Source organism: Saccharospirillum mangrovi (genome assembly GCF_003367315.1).
Lineage (GTDB): Bacteria > Pseudomonadota > Gammaproteobacteria > Pseudomonadales > Natronospirillaceae > Saccharospirillum > Saccharospirillum mangrovi.
On the sequence record NZ_CP031415.1, the window covers coordinates 1,405,290 to 1,422,894 of the forward strand.

A 17,605-nucleotide genomic window follows, 5' to 3' on the forward strand; every position below is an offset into this window, starting at 1 on the left:
GCGAATTCCTAGCGTTGCGTCAGTCGTTGGGTGTCTTGGGCGATCATGAATTCTTCGCGCGTCGGAATAACCAGCGCGGCGGTGGAGTCGGCTCGGGTAATGCGGACGTGTTCGCCCGGTTTCAGGTTGGCGGCTTCGTCGCATTCAAAACCGAGCACACCCAAATGCGCCAGCACGCGGCTGCGAATCGGTGCTGCGTTTTCGCCAATGCCGCCAGTGAACACCAGCGCATCGAGACGGCTCAGGCTCATCGCCAGGCCGCCGATTTTGCGCGCCAGACGGAAGCAGAACACATCGATTGCCAGTTCAGCATCGGCGTTGCCCGCGTCGGCGGCTTCAATCAGGGTGCGCATATCGTTCGACAACCCCGACAAACCCAGCAAGCCGCTTTGGCGATTCAGTGCGTCATTAATTTGCGCCAACGACCAGCCCAAACGGTCGGCCAGATAGGCGTGCAAACCCGGGTCAACATCGCCCGAGCGCGTGCCCATCACCAAGCCTTCCAGCGGCGTTAAACCCATGGTTGTGTCAACAGCGCGGCCGTTTTTCACGGCGGTCGCGCTGCAACCGTTACCCAGATGCGCGCTGATCACGCCGTGGTCGTTCGGGTCGAGCGCCAGCCGTTGCACGGCTTCGCCCGCCACATAACGATGGCTGGTGCCATGAAAGCCGTAGCGGCGCACACCGAGGTTTGTGTACCAGTCTTTCGGCACCGCATAGAGGAAGGCTTCGGGCGCCAACGTCTGGTGAAAAGCGGTGTCGAACACCGCCACTTGCGGCACTTGGGGGTAAAGCGATTGTAAAGCCCGAATGCCCAACAAGGCGGGCGGATTGTGCAGCGGCGCCAGGCTGGCGCAGGCCTCTATACCGGCAATTACGCCAGCGTCGATCAGCACCGATTCAGTAAACGCTTCGCCGCCGTGCACCACCCGGTGGCCGATGGCAAAAGGCGCGCCGTAGTCGGCTTCCAGCCGTTTGGCGATGGCCGACAACGCCGCTGAATGGTCGCCACCGTCGAGTGATTCGCGCTGCTTTCCAGCCGACGCTTGCCATGTTAAAACCGCCTCCGGCGTGCCCAGACGTTCGGCCAGTCCGCTTAACAGTTCGTCGCTGAACAGGTGTCCACCGAACAGCGAAAACTTCACAGACGATGAGCCAGAATTGATTACCAGAATAAAAGTCGTCGACGCCAAACCAGTCACCCGATTAAAAAATGAGAAGGGGAAGTCGTGCCCGAAGTGTATAAGAGCGCTGTTGTGAAAGGTATGGCTCGGTTACTGAGTTGCGTCATGCTTTTGGGTGTTTCGCTGGCGGCCGATGCGGCCGAACAACCGGAGGGTTTTGGTCAGTGGGTCAGTGGTGGATTTTTTATCGGCCACACCCAGGCCGGCAGCCGGGTTGTGTTCAACGGCATCGATATCGACGTGGATGCCGACGGTTATTATTTGCTGCCGTTCGAGCGTGAACAGCACGGCGAACAGGCGTTAAGCATCACCCTCGCCAGCGGCGACGTTCAGCATTATCAACCCATTGTTCGCGACCGCGATTTCAACATTCAACGCATCAACGGCCTCGACCCGAATCAGGTAGACCCGCCGCCCGAAGTGATCGACCGCATTGTCGCCGAAGCCGAACGCAACACCGCGGCGCGTGCGCAAGTCGTTGCGGCCGACGATTGGCGGGAACCGTTCATCTGGCCGATTCGCGGCCGCATTTCCGGCGTGTACGGCAGCCAGCGCATTCTCAACGGCGAACCGCGCCAGCCGCATTGGGGCATCGATCTGGCACGGCCAACCGGCACGCCGGTGCGTGCGCCCGCCGGGGGTGTGATCACGCTGGCTGAACCCGATCAGTATTTCAGCGGCGGCACGGTGATGTTGAATCACGGTGCGGGTTTATCGTCGAGTTTTCTGCATTTGTCGCGCGTCGATGTTGCGGTCGGTCAGCGTGTAGAGCAGGGCGATTTAATCGGCGCCGTGGGTGCCACCGGCCGCGCCACTGGCCCGCATCTGGATTGGCGCATCAACGCTGGCCCGGCGCGTATCGACGCCGCTTATTGGGTGCCGCCGCAAGACGAACTGTGCCAGCCGGAAGGCGAAGGCCGCGAAGCCATTTTGTTGCTGCACGGCCTCGGTCGCACCGAAGGTTCAATGAACGCGCTGGCGGAAGATTTGCGCGCCGCCGGTTATGTTACCTGCAACCAACCGTACCCCAGCCGCGAACTCAGCCTGCCGGAATTGGCTGGCTACGCGGCCAATGCGTTGGATGGTTTGGAGCAGGCCGGCTACGAACGCGTGCATCTGGTTACGCATTCAATGGGCGGCATTCTGGCGCGCTATTTATTGCAATTCCGCGCCTTGCCCGGCGAAGGCAATCTGGTGATGCTGAGCCCGCCCAACCACGGCAGCGAAATCATCGATGCGTTTGGTGATTACGGCTGGTTCCAATGGTTGATGGGGCCGGCGGCAGCGCAACTGGCGACCGACGATGCTTCGCTGGTTAACCGCCTGCAACCGATCGACACCCGCACCGGCATCATCACCGGCACCCGTTCCAGCGACCCCTGGTTCAACTTTTTGTTCGACGGTGAACACGACGGCAAAGTATCGGTCGATAGCGCCCGGCTGAGCGAAGCCGAGGGTTTTCGTCTGGTCGATGCCGGCCACACCTTCATCATGCGCGATGCGCAAGTGCGGGCGTTGGTGATCGAATTCCTGCGCGATGGGGCGTTTTCGAACTAGGGCGGCCAGTGTTTAGAGCGAGTTTCATGAGAGAGTTTCGTGAGGTGTTTTGCTCGTCCGCCTGAACATGGGATTGAACAAAACACCTCACTATTTTGCGTTATTTTGCCCAAAGAAATTTAAGCAGTTGCTAATTTGGATAATTATTCAACCTGACCGAAGGTTCCGGTTTCAGTTTGTTTTCGCCGTTCTTTGACAAGTGAAATCCGAACGCACAATAAGCAACTCGCGATTCGCTCATGTAACTGTGCGCAAAGCCCGCGCTAGAGCCAGTCGGCCCCTTGTATTTCTGAGTGAAACTCCGCAACATGGCCGGGTCCGTCCCTTCGGGGAATGACCAACCCTTTGCGAGAGAGACTCATGAATAAAAAACTTACCATTGGCGCCATCGTGGTCGCCGTTGTGATTGTGCTGGCCGTCGTTTTCGTCCAGCAATCACGTCCTCAAGAAGTCAAAATTGGCTTCCTCGGTGGTTTCACCGGTCCGATTGAAAGCCTGGCTCCGCCGATCTTCTCTGGCGCTGAACTGGCTGTTGCTCAAGTGAACGCCCAAGGCGGCATCCTCGACGGCGAAACGCTGTTGATCCCGAGTGCCGACACTTCCTGTGCCGACGCATCCGTCGCTGTAAGCGGTGCTGACCGTCTGGTGAACACCGAAGGCGTTACCGCCATCGTGGGTGCTTTGTGCTCTGGCGCTACCATTGCTGCGGCCAATCAGGTTGCCGTACCGGCTAACGTGGTGATGATTTCTCCGGCTTCTACTTCCCCGGCGCTGACCACCCTGGCTGATAACGACTTGGTTTACCGCACGCCGCCGTCAGACGCCTACCAAGGTGAAGTGCTGGCGCAATTGCTGATCAGCAAAGGCATCGAAGACGCCGCGGTCACCTACGTGAACAACGACTACGGCAAAGGCCTGGCCGATGCATTCGCCGCTGCCTTTGAAGCCCGTGGTGGTGACGTGACTGCCAACCTGGCGCACGAAGACGGCAAAGCCGACTACCGCGCTGAAATCGGTTCTCTGACTGGCAGCGGTTCTGAAAACCTGGTCGTACTGGCGTATGCCGACGGTTCAGGCCAGACCATTCTGCGTCAAGCCTATGAAAGCGGTGCTTTCTCTACCTACATCGGTGCCGATGGCATGGTGGGTGACGCCCTGGTTGCCGCCGTTGGCGCCGACGTACTGGCAGGCATGATCGCCACTCGTCCGGGTACACCGGAACTGCCGGGTGCCGACCTGTTCGCTGCCCAGGCTGAAGAAGCTGGTTTCGACCCGAACGCTGTGTTCGCCGGCCAAGCCTACGACGCTGCCTTCATGCTGGCCCTGGCCATCGAGAAGAACGGCAGCAACAGCCGCGACGGCCTGAGCGCTGCACTGCGTGACATTGCGTCCGCTCCGGGTGAAGTGATCCTGCCGGGCGAATGGGAAAAAGCGAAGCGTCTGATCGCCGCCGGCACCGACATCAACTACGAAGGTGCCACTGGCTCCCACGAGTTCGATGCCAACGGTGACGTACCGGGCGTGATTGTAGAAATGACCGTCCGTGGCGGCCGTTTCGTAGAAGTGGGCCGCGCCGGTAACTGATCGCGCGGACCGCTTGATGAACTGTTTGACGTGTTAAAACGTTAGTTAAAACGTTAAACACAAGAAGCCGGCGAAAGCCGGCTTTTTTTTGTTCACTCATTCGTGAGGAAGAAAAACGGTGCATCACGAATAAACGGAGAAAACTCAGCTTGCGCAATCAAACAGGCCCATTGTCCGCCCTGGCAGGATTAAGGCATTCATTCACTGGAACCAATTTCCCGAGTTCACGATGAGCAAAAAAAAGGCCCTGTTTACACAGGGCCAAGGTATTCACCAGAAGTGGAAATGATCAGTACAGGTAGACGGCTCCGGCTTGGGGCGCGTTCGTATTCGAATCGCCAGCGCCAGTACCGATATTCCAAGCGATACCATATCCTGAACTATCTTCACCGAAGGCACCCACGGCCAGGGTATTGCCATCGCCACTTAACGACAGCGCTTCGCCGAATGCCTGCTCAAAGGCGGTGTTGGAGGCTTTGATATACGATTCAAATACCCATCCATCACTGTTGCTCAGAACATAGGTATACACGGCACCGGGGTCGGACAGGCTGTTGTCGTTGCGGTTGCCATTCAGGCCGATGGCATTGCTATCCTCGCCAGATTTTGTGGTGGTTGATGGTGGCTCATCGTACGCATAGTCTGCACCGGTACCAACGGCCAAACGCATACCATCGTTGCTTAGGCTGATAGTGCGACCAAAATTATCATTGGCGTCCGCGTTTTCAGCTTTGATATGGGCTTGCTGTACCCAGCCTTGTTCTTGGGTCCAGCGGAAAACGTAAGCTGAGCCGGAATTAGGCAAGTTATTACCGGAATCGACAGGGTTAACACCCGTACCTGGCCGGCTGCTCAAGCTATCCCCAACGGCAATAACTGCACCGTTACCACTTACACTGACAGACGAACCAAAGAAGCCGGTTGCATCCTGCGAAACCTCACTGGATTTGATGACTTTGGGTGTGCCCCAGTCATGGGTGGATTTGTTGTTGCGGAAATAAACATAAACGCTTCCGCGTCCACTAGTCGCAGGGGCGTTACTGAAATCGTGCGGGGCGCCAATGGCGAGGGTTTGCCCTGCATTACTGAGGCTGACAGACATCCCGAATCTTGCACCGTCACTCATTCCGGTTGGCAAAAGTTGAGTACCTGATGTAAGCCAACTATCGTTTTGGCGATAGTAAATATAAACCGCACCCCTGTCGTCGTTGCCTTGAAGCCTGGCTCCCACAGCGAGTGTTGATCCGTCTTCATCAAAGCTGAGCGAAAGTCCAAAGAAAGAACTTGTCTCTGGGCTTGTCGCTTTTAGGTAAGCCTGCCGTGTCCACGTATTATTGTCGGTGTTGTGATGGAAGACATATACGGCTCCGGATTTGGTAGTCCCATTAGTGACGGTTGGATTCACCCAAGAACCGCTACCGTCTTCATCCGGCGTTCCGACAGCCAGGTACTCACCGTTGCCGCTCAGGCTGACGGCCATGCCAACATGGTCCTGCGCCTCGGCAATATTAGGCACAAGCACTGACCCCTCTTGAGCCCAAACGCCATCGGTCTTGCGGAAGATAAAAACGCCACCGGTGTTGTCATTTGGATCAGACCCAACATCATAGCCAAAAGCCCCTACGGCCATCACAGTGCCATCGTCACTCAGGCTGACTGATCGACCAAACAGGTTGCCCGCGTTGGTTGTATCCCCGCCTTTGAAATAACCGATGCTGCCCAGCAGGTAGTTGTACTGATCCTGATCTTCAGCACCTCGGGTAGTTAATATGGCGCTGTATTGGCAGTGGTTTTTTTCGTTGGTATCGGTGTAGCAGGTTTGCAGTACGTAGTCGCGGTGAGCGAGCGCATAGAGCGGCACTTCATGGCGATAAATCATCTCAGCGCCGGTACCGGCCAGGGTATGGGGGTGGATGGGCGTCCAATCGCCGCTGTTGGGGTCTGGGTCGTTGATGAGTTCCGACAGCCGATAGGTGAAGCGAGCATCCGACGACCAACGGAATACGAGGTTTTTGATGCCCCACGGTGTCATGGTGAGTTCGGCCGGGCTAAAGTCGAATACACAGCGGACTTCAATTACCCGATCCGTGGCAGTGGAAACACCCGCATCGAACTGAAGCTGAAGCCCCTCACTGGATTCAGACGGGATTGTATCCTCACCCACTTTACAGGTTTGGGGCAGGGTTGTGGCTGTATCGGCGGTATCCCTCAGACCACTAAACAGTGTGACGGTGTATGACGTGTCTGTCTCCATGTAACTGAGCTTGAGTGTGTTATCTGCGGTGTACTTGATAGTCTTGTCGTTCACCTTTGCGGTGATGATTGTTGGCGATACCAAACCCTGAATATCTATGGACAGCTTTGGCTTCTCGCTGCACGCGATGGTGACCGTCACGTTCGCTTGGATGCCGGTTGTCGTGTTGGTGCTGTTGTTACTCAAGGCACACGTCGTCATCGATTCAGGAAGGGGGGAGCCAATAGTTAGGGTATAGGGCGTACCCCGGAGCAGCGGGGTCTGGAAGGTGAATGCGTCATTTCCAGATACATCCAGAGTTTGCCCTTGCGCTGAACCGTCAGATAATTTCAGTTGGCCGGTGTCAGTACCCACCCAGCCGCTGATGTTGGCTGTGACGGTGTAGGTGGGTATGTCGGAGCATGTCACGGCAATACCCGACACATTCTCCGTCTCCACTGAGACTGTCTGAGTATCGGTTTTGCTGGTGTCGAACTCGCAGTGTTGAGTGCCCGGATTGCTGGCAATGGATAGCGTGTAATTTGCATTAACGGGCAGCTCATCAAAGGTGAAATCTGTATTCGGGTTGTCAGAGTTCACCTCTTCGCTGCCGTGCGGAGTGTTATTGCTATCTTTGATATTGACATCCATTAGACCCGTTAAACCACTAACGCTGCCGCTGATGGAGACGGTGAGGTCAGTGCAACTGATCTGAATACCGGTGACGCTTTCAGCGCCCAGGGTGCCGGGTTTCTCCTCTGAGTTGTTGTCAAACAAGCACTGCTGCGCAGTGGGTTGCTCGGTAATTTTCAGAATGTAAGAAGTATTGGCCGTTATACCTTGAAAGGTGAAACCTTGGCTGGGGCGGGTGCTTTTAATTTCGGCATTACGGAGCTCATTACCAGCGTTATCTGTGAGAGCTAATTTCAATGTCCCCGACAAATTCACCACGCCGCCGCTGATGGAGAAGGTGCGGTCAACACAGGTGATCTGAATGCCGGTGACATCTACGGTAGTCACGTCAACGATCCGCTCATTCTCATTGTTGTTATCGAATGAGCACAGTTGTGTAGTCGGTGCATTGGAAATTTTCAGAGTATGAGATGTATTCGCTGCCAGTTCTGAAAACGTGAAATCCAAGTCGCTCGGGGCGGTTACGGTTTGGCTGGTTTCACCAATGCTGACAGTCAGGCTACCTGATAAATCCACCACACTGCCGCTGATCGAAACTGGATCAGGAGTGACGACGACATCCGAACAAGTCACGTTTAAATCGGTGACGTTTTCAGCGCCCAAGGTGCCGGATTTCTGCTTCGAGTCGTTGTCAAAAAGGCATTGTTGGCCGGACGGTGGCGTAACAATGCTGAGGCTGTATTGCGTGTTTTCTTCCAGTTGGGTCTGGAATTCAAACGTACCGTCACCTGTGTGGGTGAGGCTTTCTTCGCTGTTATGGAGATTGAGCGTTAATTGGCCGGTCGATCCGGAAATGGTTCCGCCCAGGGTGAAGGTGTTGGTCTGCGGTGGTGCCGGTGGCGGCGATTTTTTCGGCGGGTCATCGGGGCTGCTACAGCCGGCCAGGACTAATGCTAAAGAAAACAACAGACTGGGGAGCCAGAAACGGCTCCCGATATTTGATTGAGGCATGAGCGGATCTCCAGGACTTCTTTTATTCGTGGTTGGATGTGCACGGTTAAGTTCGGAACGGCGCAATATCCCAATTGCCGACATAACCTGGAGAGACGATAAAGGGGTGCCGTTTGAAAAATCGTTTTGCTGATGGTGGTTTTTTTGGGCGAAACGTTTGAAAAAATGAGGTTTTAACGGCTAATTGGTTTGAATTGCCAAGGGCGTCACAAAACGTGACGTTGCGTCATGTACTGACTTCACGTTTTTGAATGTTGGCGAAGGAAAAACAGCGAAGGAAAAAGCAGCTAAAAAAGCAGCGAAGAGAGACGTTGGCGATGGGCAGGAAGTGTTGTGCCCCGGTATCAGTAAACACCGGGGCACGTTGCAATTAACTGTGGTGTTTCACCTGTTCGGGAATCAACCCTTTGGGCGCATAGCGCAGCACTAAAGAAATGATCAGACCAATCACAAACACCCGCGCTTGCAATGCGCGGCTGTCTAAATCGCTCGGCGCTTGCCAGCCGAACCAGGCATCACCCAGGTGGCGAACAATGTCGAGCAGCAGTAACGCCACGGGTTCAGACATGGTCCAGACCACATAAACGAACACGGCACCGAACAAGGTGCCCAGGTTGTTACCCGGGCCACCGAGAATCACCATCACCCAAATCAGGAAGGTGTGGTTCAACGGCAGGAAACCACTGGGGTCGAAGATGCCGTTAAAGGTGATCAACGCCGCACCGCCAATGCCCATCAACACCGAGCCGAGCACAAACACTTCCAGGCGACGTCCGTTGACGTCTTTACCCATGGCGGCCGACGACAGTTCGTTGTCGCGAATCGAGCGCATGGTGCGGCCCCAGGGCGCGTTGTAGGCACGGTGCAGCAGGAAGAACAAGCCGGCAATGATGACGGCCGTCAGCGACAAATACGCTGCACGCGCGCCAATAAAGCCGATGTCAGCCGGGCCGGGCACCGGCCACGGAATTGGCGATACCGTTAAGGTGCCGCGCGTCAGCCAGTCGGCATTTTTCAAAAAGGCTTTGATGATTTCGGCGATGCCGAGTGTGGCAATGGCTAAATAATCGGAACGCAAACCCAAACAGATGTGGCCGATAAAGTACGCCACCGCACCGGCGAGTGCGCCACCCACCAGCCAGCCGAGCCAGACTGGCAATCCCAAACCGCCAATAAAACCGGCTTGCGATTCAATGGCCGAAGCCACCGGGTCGAGTGAAACCTTGATCCACAAATAACCGAGCAGGCCGACGATGATGCCAAGCCAGGCGCCGAGTTTTTTCGGTGCGCCGAAACGCTTCAATTGCGTCAGTCCGACGACGACGGCGATCACCAACACGGCTTTCAGAATAACGCCGCCCAATTGGCCGGGCAGGTCGGTAGACCAGAAGTCGTCGTTGATGGGGAAGCCGAGCAGCACCGACATATAACCGCCGAGTGCGACAAAACCCATGATGCCGGCGTTGAACAAACCGGCGTAGCCCCACTGAATGGTCAGGCCCAATGCCAGAATGGCGTAGCAGGCGGCTTCGGCGAGCAGACGAATGCTGAACGGCGCGCCCATAAAGGCGAACACCAACGCAAACAACAGCGCCAGGCCACCGAACAGATACAGAGTTTTTTCGGATTGATTCATCACAGAACCTTCCCTTTCAGGATGCCGGTCGGGCGCCAGACCAGAATCGCCACCAGAATGAAGAACGGAATGGTGATTTTGTATTCAGTCGGTACGAACGCCAGGTTAGCTGGCAGTTCCCAACCGAAGGTGGTTGCCAGCGGGCGCAGCAAAATGGACCAGTTGAACACCGCCAGTGTTTCGGCAAAGCCGACCACAAAACCGCCGACCAAAGCGCCATACGGATGGCCGACACCGCCGACAATGGCGGCGGCAAAAATGGGCAACAGAATCATGAACGACAAGTCGGGTTTCAGTGTTACGTCGAGCGACAACAAGGTTCCCGCGGCGCAGGCGAGCGCACCGGCAATGACCCAGGTAACGCCAACGACGGTGTTGGTGTTGATGCCGGAAACGCGAGCCAGATCCGGGTTGTCGGACATGGCGCGCATGGCTTTGCCCAAACGGGTGCGGTTCAGAAAAACGTGCAACGCGACGACTGCCAGAATCGTGAACACGAACAGCAAAATTTGCGGCTCGGTGATGACGATTTTTTCCGAGGCTTCGGTTAAGCCAAAACTGAAAATGCTTTTGCGATCGTCGATGTACAGGCTTTGCGAGCCGGTGCCGGCGAAGAAGCGAATCACGCCTTGCAGCATCAGGGTGACGCCGACGGAGGCCATTACCATTACCACCGGCTTGACGTTGTTTTCGCGCAGCGGTTTGTAGAAGGCTTTGTCGAGGCCGATGGCGATAACGGCGGTCGCCGCCATGGCAACCGGCATCATCACGAACGCCGTCGGCAAACCGATGGCCGGGCCGACCGCCGGGAACAGGGCGGTGAGAATCAGCACTAAAAAAGTACCCATTGTCATCATGTCGGCGTGGGCAAAATGCGCGAAGCGCAGAATGCCGAAAATCAGCGTTACGCCGATGGCGCCAATGGCGTAAATGGAACCGATCACGGCTCCGGAAATCAGCACGAAATTGATGAAGAAAATCAGCTCGTTCAAAACGGACTCCTTGTAACCTCAACCACCCAGGAAGCTTTTCGCCACTTCCGGGTCGGCGAGCAAATTGGCGCCGGTGTCTGTGTAACGGTTCTGGCCGGCGGCCAATACGAACCCCTTGTGCGCAATGCGCAGTGCCTGCTTGGCGTTTTGTTCCACCATCAGCACACCGACACCGCTTTTGTTCACGGCCACAACACGCTCGAAAATTTCGTTCATGTACAGCGGCGACAATCCGGCGGTCGGTTCGTCCAGCAACAGCAAGCTGGGTTCGACCATCAGCGCGCGGCCCATGGCAACCATCTGACGTTGGCCGCCAGAAAGTTCACCGGCCGGTTGGCGGCGTTTGTCTTTTAAGTCCGGGAAGAAGGAGTAGACGCGTTCGAGCATGTAGCTGTAATCGTCTTTGCGCGTGAAGGCGCCCATTTCCAGGTTTTCTTCCACGCTCAGGCTGACGAACACATTGTGTTCCTGCGGCACGAACGCCATGCCTTTGCGCACCAGCGCGTCGGGCGCGTTGTTGGTGATGTCGTCACCGCGCAGGGTGATGTTGCCTTCGCTGATGTTGAGCAGGCCGAAAATGGCTTTCAGCGTGGTCGATTTGCCGGCGCCGTTGGGGCCGACGATGACGCCAATTTCATCCTGCTCGATGCTCATGTTGACGCCGTTCAAGATGTTCATGCCGCCGTAGCCGGCGAAGATATTGTTGGTTTCAAGCAGGGCCATTGGACGCTCCGGTTGCGGGCTCGGTCGGGTCGCTGCCGAAATAGGCTTCGATGACGGCGGGGTTGTTCTGAATTTCTTCGATGGTGCCTTCGACCATCACGCTGCCTTGCGCCAGCACGATCACCGGGTCGCACAGTTCGGCAATCATGTCCATGTCGTGCTCGATCACCAGGAAGGAATAACCCAGTTCTTTATTCAGTCGCTGGATGTTGCGCACCAGATCTTTCAACAACGTGCGGTTTACGCCGGCGGCGATTTCGTCGAGCAGCACGACCTTGGCATCGACCATCATGGTGCGGCCCAGTTCGAGCAGCTTTTTCTGGCCGCCCGACAAGTTGCCCGCCAGTTCGTTGCGCACGTGGCTGAGGCCAATAAAGTCGATCACATCAATGGCTTTCTGGCGCACCTCGGCTTCGCGCGCGGCCACTAAGCCAGGGCGGAACCAGGTGTTGAAGATGTTTTCGCCCGGTTGTGCCGGCGGCACCATCATCAGGTTTTCCAGAGCGCTCAGATGACTGAATTCCTGGGCAATCTGGAAAGTCCGCAACAGGCCTTTGCCGAACAATTGCTGCGACGGCAGGTTGGTGATGTCTTCGCCGTCCAGCGTGATGCGACCGCTGTCGACCGGAAAGGTGCCAGCAATCAAATTGAACAACGTGGATTTACCGGCGCCATTGGGGCCGATCAGCCCGGTGATGGAGCCTTTCTCAACGCTGATTGAACAGTCGTTGATGACTTGCAGCGCGCCGAAGGCTTTCGACACTCCGCTGACGTCAATGATGGAACTCATTAACCCTCCCGCATTTTTGGGTTGGCCGTCGCTCTGCGGCAACTGGCCGTCTGGATTGGCGTGCATGGTGCTGAGCCGCAGGTCGGTCGGTGATTTTGCCCAACAGCAAAACCGGCCGGGCAAGGCCCAACGGGAAAGACACGCTCGAGACAGTGATCGTGATGCGCCAGTGAGGACGCCGGACGCTTCGGCCAGGCCGTGCGTCTCTTGTGAGTGTTTTGGTGGGGTTTGTGAACCGCCGCTCAAAATCCGGGCGATTCTACACGGTTCAGGCCGGGAAATGAACGCGCCAGGCCGTTGTGGCGGGCCTGGCGCGGTTAAAAAGTCAATCGGCTGTGGCGGGGCGCACCGGTCGGCTTAAGCACACCGCGAGCAACGCCAGTGGCAGCAACAACCAGAGCGGCCCGCCCCAGCGCTGATAGGGCGTGCGGCCGGTGCGCAATTCGACCTCGCCGGTAACCGTCGCCACTTCAAACTGGGCGCTGCGCTGCAACACCCGGCCGCGCGCGTCGATCAACGCCGAAATGCCGTTTTGAGTGGCGCGCACCAGGTCGCGACCGTTTTCGATGGCGCGCATCCGGGTAATCTGCAAATGCTGGTGCGGCGCCAGCGAATCGCCAAACCAGGCGTCGTTGCTGACCATCACCAGCAAATCCGAATCGCGCGCCAGCTTGCGCACCAAACCGGGGTAGGCCGCTTCGTAACAGATGACCGGCGCCAGTTGGCGGGTCACGCCGCGATAACTCCAGGGCATGGTGCCTTGCGCGGTTTGCGCCGGAGACATGGTTGACATCGGAATGCTGAAGAAACTGATCAGGCCGCGCAGTTGCGCCTCAAACGGCAGGTATTCGCCAAACGGCACCAGATGCTGTTTGCGGTATTCGCCCGAGGCCGTGCCGAACCCCAACAGACTGTTAAAGAAGCGGCCGTCTTCGCTGGTGATGATGCCGGTAATAATGCCCTGCTGGCGGTCTAGGCCCAGCGCATCCAACTGGCTTAAGTAGGTAGCCAGCCGATCCGGCCGTGCAGTGAGCGCCGCTTCCGGCCAGATCATCAAATCGGCTTCGATCTGAGTGCGTGCCTGTTGGGCGTAAAAATCGAGCGTCGGCCGCAGTTGGGCGGCGCGCCATTTGTCGCGCTGGGCGATGTTCGATTGCACCGCCACGGCCAGAATGCGATCGCTCGGTTCGGTCCAGCGGTCGGCCGGTAACAAGGCTCCGGCGATATAACCGACCAACGTCAACACCGCCGCCGCGATAACACCCGCACGGGCCGGTGCGCCCTGGACTAACACCCGCGCCAACTGAGCCGCACCGAGCGCCAGCAGCAAGCTGATGCCATACACGCTGACCAACGCCGACAACTGCCCAAGCCAGGTGCTGGTTTGCGAATAACCGATCAGCAGCCACGGCATGCCGGTGAACAGCCAGGACCGCAGCCACTCGAACAACACCCACAGCATGGGCGCGGCCAGCGTTAACGCCCAGGCGCGCGGTTTCAAAAAGCGCTGATAAAGCCAGGCCTGAATGGCCGACAACAACGCAAAGCCGAAGCAGAACCCGGTGGTCAGCAACAGCGATAAAAACACCCCGGTCTCGACGGTGCGCATCGAAGCGAACACCCAGGAAATACCCAGCCCGAACATGCCGGCGCCAAAACTCAAACCCAGCCAGAACGCCTGCCGTCCACTGTGCGCCTGATGCGCCAGCCAGAAAAACCCCGCCAGACTGACCCAGGCCAGCGGCCACAGATAAAACGGCGCCAGCGACAGCGGCAACAACAAACCCAGCAACAAGGCGATCAGCAATAGCAGCCGCGGACGGTCGGAAAGGCGATGCAGTGCAGCGGTAACAGGGGCAAACGGCATGGCGGCTCCTCAACCGCTGAACGAAGCCCGCATCATGCCCTGAGCGCATGGCGTTTTAAAGTCGATACAGTGCGCTTGGCCGGGGCTTGAGATCGGTCATTAAATTGCGCGTCAACGCGTGCTAGGCTGGCCGCCGGTTAACCGAACAGGGATTTGCAATGAAAGGCTTATTAGCGACCTTGATCCTGCTGGCCATGGGTTTGCCCGCCTGGGCTGAAACCTCGCCGAGCGCCGACGAACTGCTGCAACGCATGGACACGCTCTACCAACAGAATTCCGCGCACGCGGTGATGTCGATGACGGTGGTCACGCCCGATTACGAACGCACCATGCAACTGGAAAGCTGGTCGCTGGGGTTGGATTTCGCGCTGGTCAAAGTGCTCGAACCCGTGCGTGAACGTGGCGTCGCCACGCTCAAGCGCGACGCCGATATGTGGAACTTTTTGCCCAAGATCAACAAGGTGGTAAAGGTGCCGCCGTCGATGATGATGGGTTCCTGGATGGGATCGGATTTCACCAACGACGACCTGATGCGCGAAACCTCCTGGACCGAAGAATACGCCGTCACGCTCAGCGAAACCGACACCACTTACGAGCTGCAACTGACGCCCTTCGAAAACACCGTCACCGTTTGGGGCGGCATGACGCTGAGCATTCGCAAAGACAATTTACTGCCCATCGAGCAACGTTATTTCGACGAAGACGGCCGCGAAATGCGCGTGATGACGTTCTCCGACATCACCGATTTCAACGGCACCGAATTGCCCGCCACCATGCGATTAACGCCGCTGAATAAAGACGACCAGTACACCGAAGTGAATTATCAGCAACTCGAATTCGACACCGACCTGACCACCGACTTTTTTACGCTGCAAAATTTGCGGCGTCGTAATTAATGGAGGCGCGTCTGTGCTGATGCTCAAACTGGCGCTGCGCAATGTGTTGCGCAATCGCCGCCGTACCTTGCTCACGCTGCTCAGCCTTGGCGGTGGTTATGCCTTGATGGTGCTGCAACTGTCGGTCACCGAAGGCAGTTACGACCAGATGCTCGGTACCTACACCCGCGACACCACCGGCCATGTGCAGATTACCGCGACCGGCTACGTCGAAACGCCGCGCCTGTACGACAGCCTGGCGCTGACCAATGCCGACCTTGACGAACTGAGCCAGCAAAACGGCGTCGTCGCAGTAACGCCGCGCATCGAAAGCAGCGCGCTGGCTTACGGCGAAACACAGAGTTTTCCGGTCGAAGTGTTGGGCATTGATCCGCAACGCGAAGCGGCGTTGTCGTATCTGACCGACAAGATTTCACGCGGCGATTATTTCACCGCCGCGCCCGATGCCGATGGTTATTTCCCGGCGATGATCGGCGTTACCGTGGCGCGTCAATTAAAGCTCGATGTCGGCGGCGAACTGGTGTTGGTGTCGCAAGGCGCCGACGGTTCACTGGCGAACGATTTGTATCGCATCACCGCCATTGTCGGTTCCGGTGACAGCGTTGAAGCGCGGCGCGTCTATTTGCCGTTGCAGGCGGCGCAGTTGTTTTACGCCATGCCCGGCAAGGTGCACCGAATTATCGTGTTGGGCAGCGATTATCGCCGCGCGCCGCAACTGGCAACGCGACTGAACGAATGGACGCAAGCGCATTGGCCGGCGGCGGAGGTGGAAGCCACATCCTGGCAAGTGGTGGCGGCCGATTTTTATCGCACCATGCAGGCCGATAAATCGGGCGGCCAGGTGACGATGTTGATTCTGGTGTTTCTGGTGTGCGTGGGCGTGCTGAACACCATCTTGATGTCGGTGATGGAACGCACGGGCGAGTTCGGTGTGTTGAAAGCCATTGGCACTGCGCCGGGCCGATTGTTCCGCTTGATTCTGCTTGAAGCCCTGTTGCTGGCGTTGATCGCCTGCGTCGTCGCGATGCTGATTATTTTGCCGATCAACGCCTGGTTCACCTGGGTTGGATTGGAGATCGAACCGATCGAATTTTCTGGTCTGGTGTTCACTCGTTATGTCGGGCAGATGTCGCTCTTTGTGTTTGCGCAACCGGCGCTGCTGGTGATTGTCGCCACCTTGTTTGTTGCGCTCTGGCCGGCCTGGCGCGCGGCGAAACTGGTGCCGGTGGAGGCGATGCGAAAGTTATGACGACCTTTATCACAACCTTTATTACGACCTGGAAACTCGCCCTGCGAAACTTAGCGCGCAACCGCCGCCGCACGGCGCTGACGGCGATGATCATCAGCCTCAGTCTGGCGGCGCTGGTATTGACCGATGGCGTGATTGCGGCGATGGGCGACACCCTGGTGCGCTCGGCCACGCGTCTGTACGGCGGCGATGCGCAAGTGCATCAACGCGGTTATCTCGACGCCCGCGATGAAGCGCTGACGCTGCAACAGCCGGACGAAATACTGCAACAACTCGATCAGCAAACGCTGGTGGAAGCCGCGACGCCGCGCGCGCTGGCGCTCGGTATGGTGTCGAGTTCGGCTAACAACCGGGCGGTGCAGGTAACCGGCATTAACGCCGCACGCGAAGCGCGGGTATCGAAACTCGAAAGCGTGATTGTTGCGGGCCAGTATTTGAACGACGACGGCGACGAAACGCAGATATTAATCGGCGAACGCCTGGCCGATTTATTGGAAGTGGAACTGGGCGACCGGCTGGTGTTGTCGTTGCACAATCAACGCGACCAGACCGCCGAACAACAACTGTTTCGCGTGTCCGGCGTGTTCCGTTTCGACGCCCGCGAATTCGATGAAAATTCCGTCTTTATTTTATTACCGCGCGCGCAACAGATGTTGGGCATCGGCAACAGTGTGCACGAGGTCGCGTTTAATCTGACCGAAGCCTCGCTGGCCGGTCAGGCCGATTTACCGCTCTTTGCGCAATTGAGCAACGACGACCGCGTTGCCGAAGGCTGGCCGCAATTGATGCCGCAATTATCCGGCATGTTGGCGATGACCAATGTCTCGACAATTATTGTCGGCGTCATTTTATTTGTGTTGTCGGCTCTGGGTGTGATCAACGGTTTATTCATGTCGATTTATGAACGCACTTGGGAGTTCGGCGTGTTGCTCGCCATCGGCACGCGACGGCGAAAATTATTCGCGCTGATTCTGGCCGAAGGTCTGTTACTGGGGATTGGCGCCATTATTGTCGGCTTGGTGTTGGGCGTGGTGATTACGCTGTGGGTGGCGCACGTCGGCATCGATTACGGCGGTATGGAAGTGGCCGGTGTGGCGCTGAACGAAATGATTCGGCCGGGCATCACCGCCAGCCATTTAATTACCTTACCCCTGTGGGTGTTGGCGTTGACGCTGGTGGCGTGTTTGTACCCGGCGGCACACGCGGCGCGCATCGTGCCGGCGACGGCTTTGCACAAAAGTTTATAAAAG

The 17,605-nt window shown here is 57.2% G+C and carries 12 protein-coding genes; 5 read left to right on the forward strand and 7 right to left on the reverse strand.

Annotated elements, in window-relative coordinates; genetic code table 11:
• Positions 1-8 precede the first annotated feature (8 nt).
• Complete coding sequence (locus DW349_RS06760) at positions 9-1,145, reverse strand: acetate/propionate family kinase (protein ID WP_420820700.1); 1,137 nt, start codon at positions 1,143-1,145, stop codon at positions 9-11.
• Between the two features lie 144 nt (positions 1,146-1,289).
• On the opposite strand from DW349_RS06760, the gene DW349_RS06765 reads away from it, so the two are divergent.
• A complete protein-coding gene (locus tag DW349_RS06765) occupies positions 1,290-2,741 on the forward strand; it encodes an alpha/beta fold hydrolase (protein WP_198650428.1) in 1,452 nt (483 codons plus the stop codon).
• A 360-nt stretch (positions 2,742-3,101) separates the two neighbouring features.
• On the forward strand, positions 3,102-4,325 hold the full coding sequence (locus tag DW349_RS06770; protein WP_108124692.1) for an ABC transporter substrate-binding protein: 1,224 nt from the start codon (positions 3,102-3,104) through the stop codon (positions 4,323-4,325).
• 289 nt (positions 4,326-4,614) lie between these two features.
• On the opposite strand, the gene DW349_RS06775 is transcribed toward DW349_RS06770, so the two are convergent.
• From DW349_RS06775 to lnt, 6 genes are all read right to left on the reverse strand, one after another.
• A complete protein-coding gene (locus DW349_RS06775; RefSeq protein WP_162824621.1) occupies positions 4,615-8,202 on the reverse strand; it encodes a hypothetical protein in 3,588 nt (1,195 codons plus the stop codon).
• 370 nt (positions 8,203-8,572) lie between these two features.
• Positions 8,573-9,838 carry a branched-chain amino acid ABC transporter permease gene (locus DW349_RS06780; protein WP_108124690.1) on the reverse strand — a complete coding sequence of 422 codons (1,266 nt, stop codon included), beginning with the start codon at positions 9,836-9,838 and terminating at the stop codon, positions 8,573-8,575.
• Positions 9,838-10,830 (reverse strand): branched-chain amino acid ABC transporter permease, encoded by a 993-nt coding sequence (locus DW349_RS06785; RefSeq protein WP_108124689.1) that lies wholly within the window; start codon positions 10,828-10,830, stop codon positions 9,838-9,840. Before DW349_RS06785 ends, DW349_RS06780 begins: the two co-directional genes overlap by 1 nt.
• A gap of 18 nt (positions 10,831-10,848) precedes the next feature.
• A complete protein-coding gene (locus DW349_RS06790; protein ID WP_108124688.1) occupies positions 10,849-11,553 on the reverse strand; it encodes an ABC transporter ATP-binding protein in 705 nt (234 codons plus the stop codon).
• On the reverse strand, positions 11,540-12,343 hold the full coding sequence (locus DW349_RS06795) for an ABC transporter ATP-binding protein (RefSeq protein ID WP_108124687.1): 804 nt from the start codon (positions 12,341-12,343) through the stop codon (positions 11,540-11,542). The genes DW349_RS06790 and DW349_RS06795 overlap by 14 nt, the downstream gene beginning before the upstream one ends.
• Before the next feature lie 325 nt (positions 12,344-12,668).
• Positions 12,669-14,210 carry an apolipoprotein N-acyltransferase gene (gene lnt / locus DW349_RS06800; protein WP_108124686.1) on the reverse strand — a complete coding sequence of 514 codons (1,542 nt, stop codon included), beginning with the start codon at positions 14,208-14,210 and terminating at the stop codon, positions 12,669-12,671.
• A gap of 158 nt (positions 14,211-14,368) precedes the next feature.
• Here lnt and DW349_RS06805 point away from each other — a divergent pair, with 158 nt between their 5' ends.
• The 3 genes from DW349_RS06805 to DW349_RS06815 are packed head-to-tail and all read left to right on the forward strand — an operon-like array spanning position 14,369 to position 17,602.
• Positions 14,369-15,106, forward strand: coding sequence for an outer membrane lipoprotein-sorting protein (locus DW349_RS06805; RefSeq protein WP_108124685.1), 738 nt, complete (start codon positions 14,369-14,371; stop codon positions 15,104-15,106).
• Positions 15,107-15,125: 19 nt separating this feature from the next.
• Positions 15,126-16,355, forward strand: coding sequence for an ABC transporter permease (locus tag DW349_RS06810; protein ID WP_232819287.1), 1,230 nt, complete (start codon positions 15,126-15,128; stop codon positions 16,353-16,355).
• Positions 16,352-17,602: an ABC transporter permease gene (locus DW349_RS06815; protein ID WP_108124683.1), complete on the forward strand. Its 1,251-nt coding sequence runs from the start codon at positions 16,352-16,354 to the stop codon at positions 17,600-17,602. The genes DW349_RS06810 and DW349_RS06815 overlap by 4 nt, the downstream gene beginning before the upstream one ends.
• Positions 17,603-17,605: the final 3 nt, after the last annotated feature.

Bases quoted from the DNA above. Each gene is read 5' to 3' on its own strand.
- DW349_RS06765 (WP_198650428.1), top strand. From the start codon at position 1,290: ATGCTTTTGGGTGTTTCGCTGGCGGCCGATGCGGCCGAACAACCGGAG.
- DW349_RS06770 (WP_108124692.1), top strand. From the start codon at position 3,102: ATGAATAAAAAACTTACCATTGGCGCCATCGTGGTCGCCGTTGTGATT.
- DW349_RS06775 (WP_162824621.1), bottom strand. From the start codon at position 8,202: ATGCCTCAATCAAATATCGGGAGCCGTTTCTGGCTCCCCAGTCTGTTG.
- DW349_RS06780 (WP_108124690.1), bottom strand. From the start codon at position 9,838: ATGAATCAATCCGAAAAAACTCTGTATCTGTTCGGTGGCCTGGCGCTG.
- DW349_RS06790 (WP_108124688.1), bottom strand. From the start codon at position 11,553: ATGGCCCTGCTTGAAACCAACAATATCTTCGCCGGCTACGGCGGCATG.
- DW349_RS06795 (WP_108124687.1), bottom strand. From the start codon at position 12,343: ATGAGTTCCATCATTGACGTCAGCGGAGTGTCGAAAGCCTTCGGCGCG.
- lnt (WP_108124686.1), bottom strand. From the start codon at position 14,210: ATGCCGTTTGCCCCTGTTACCGCTGCACTGCATCGCCTTTCCGACCGT.
- DW349_RS06805 (WP_108124685.1), top strand. From the start codon at position 14,369: ATGAAAGGCTTATTAGCGACCTTGATCCTGCTGGCCATGGGTTTGCCC.
- DW349_RS06810 (WP_232819287.1), top strand. From the start codon at position 15,126: ATGCTCAAACTGGCGCTGCGCAATGTGTTGCGCAATCGCCGCCGTACC.
- DW349_RS06815 (WP_108124683.1), top strand. From the start codon at position 16,352: ATGACGACCTTTATCACAACCTTTATTACGACCTGGAAACTCGCCCTG.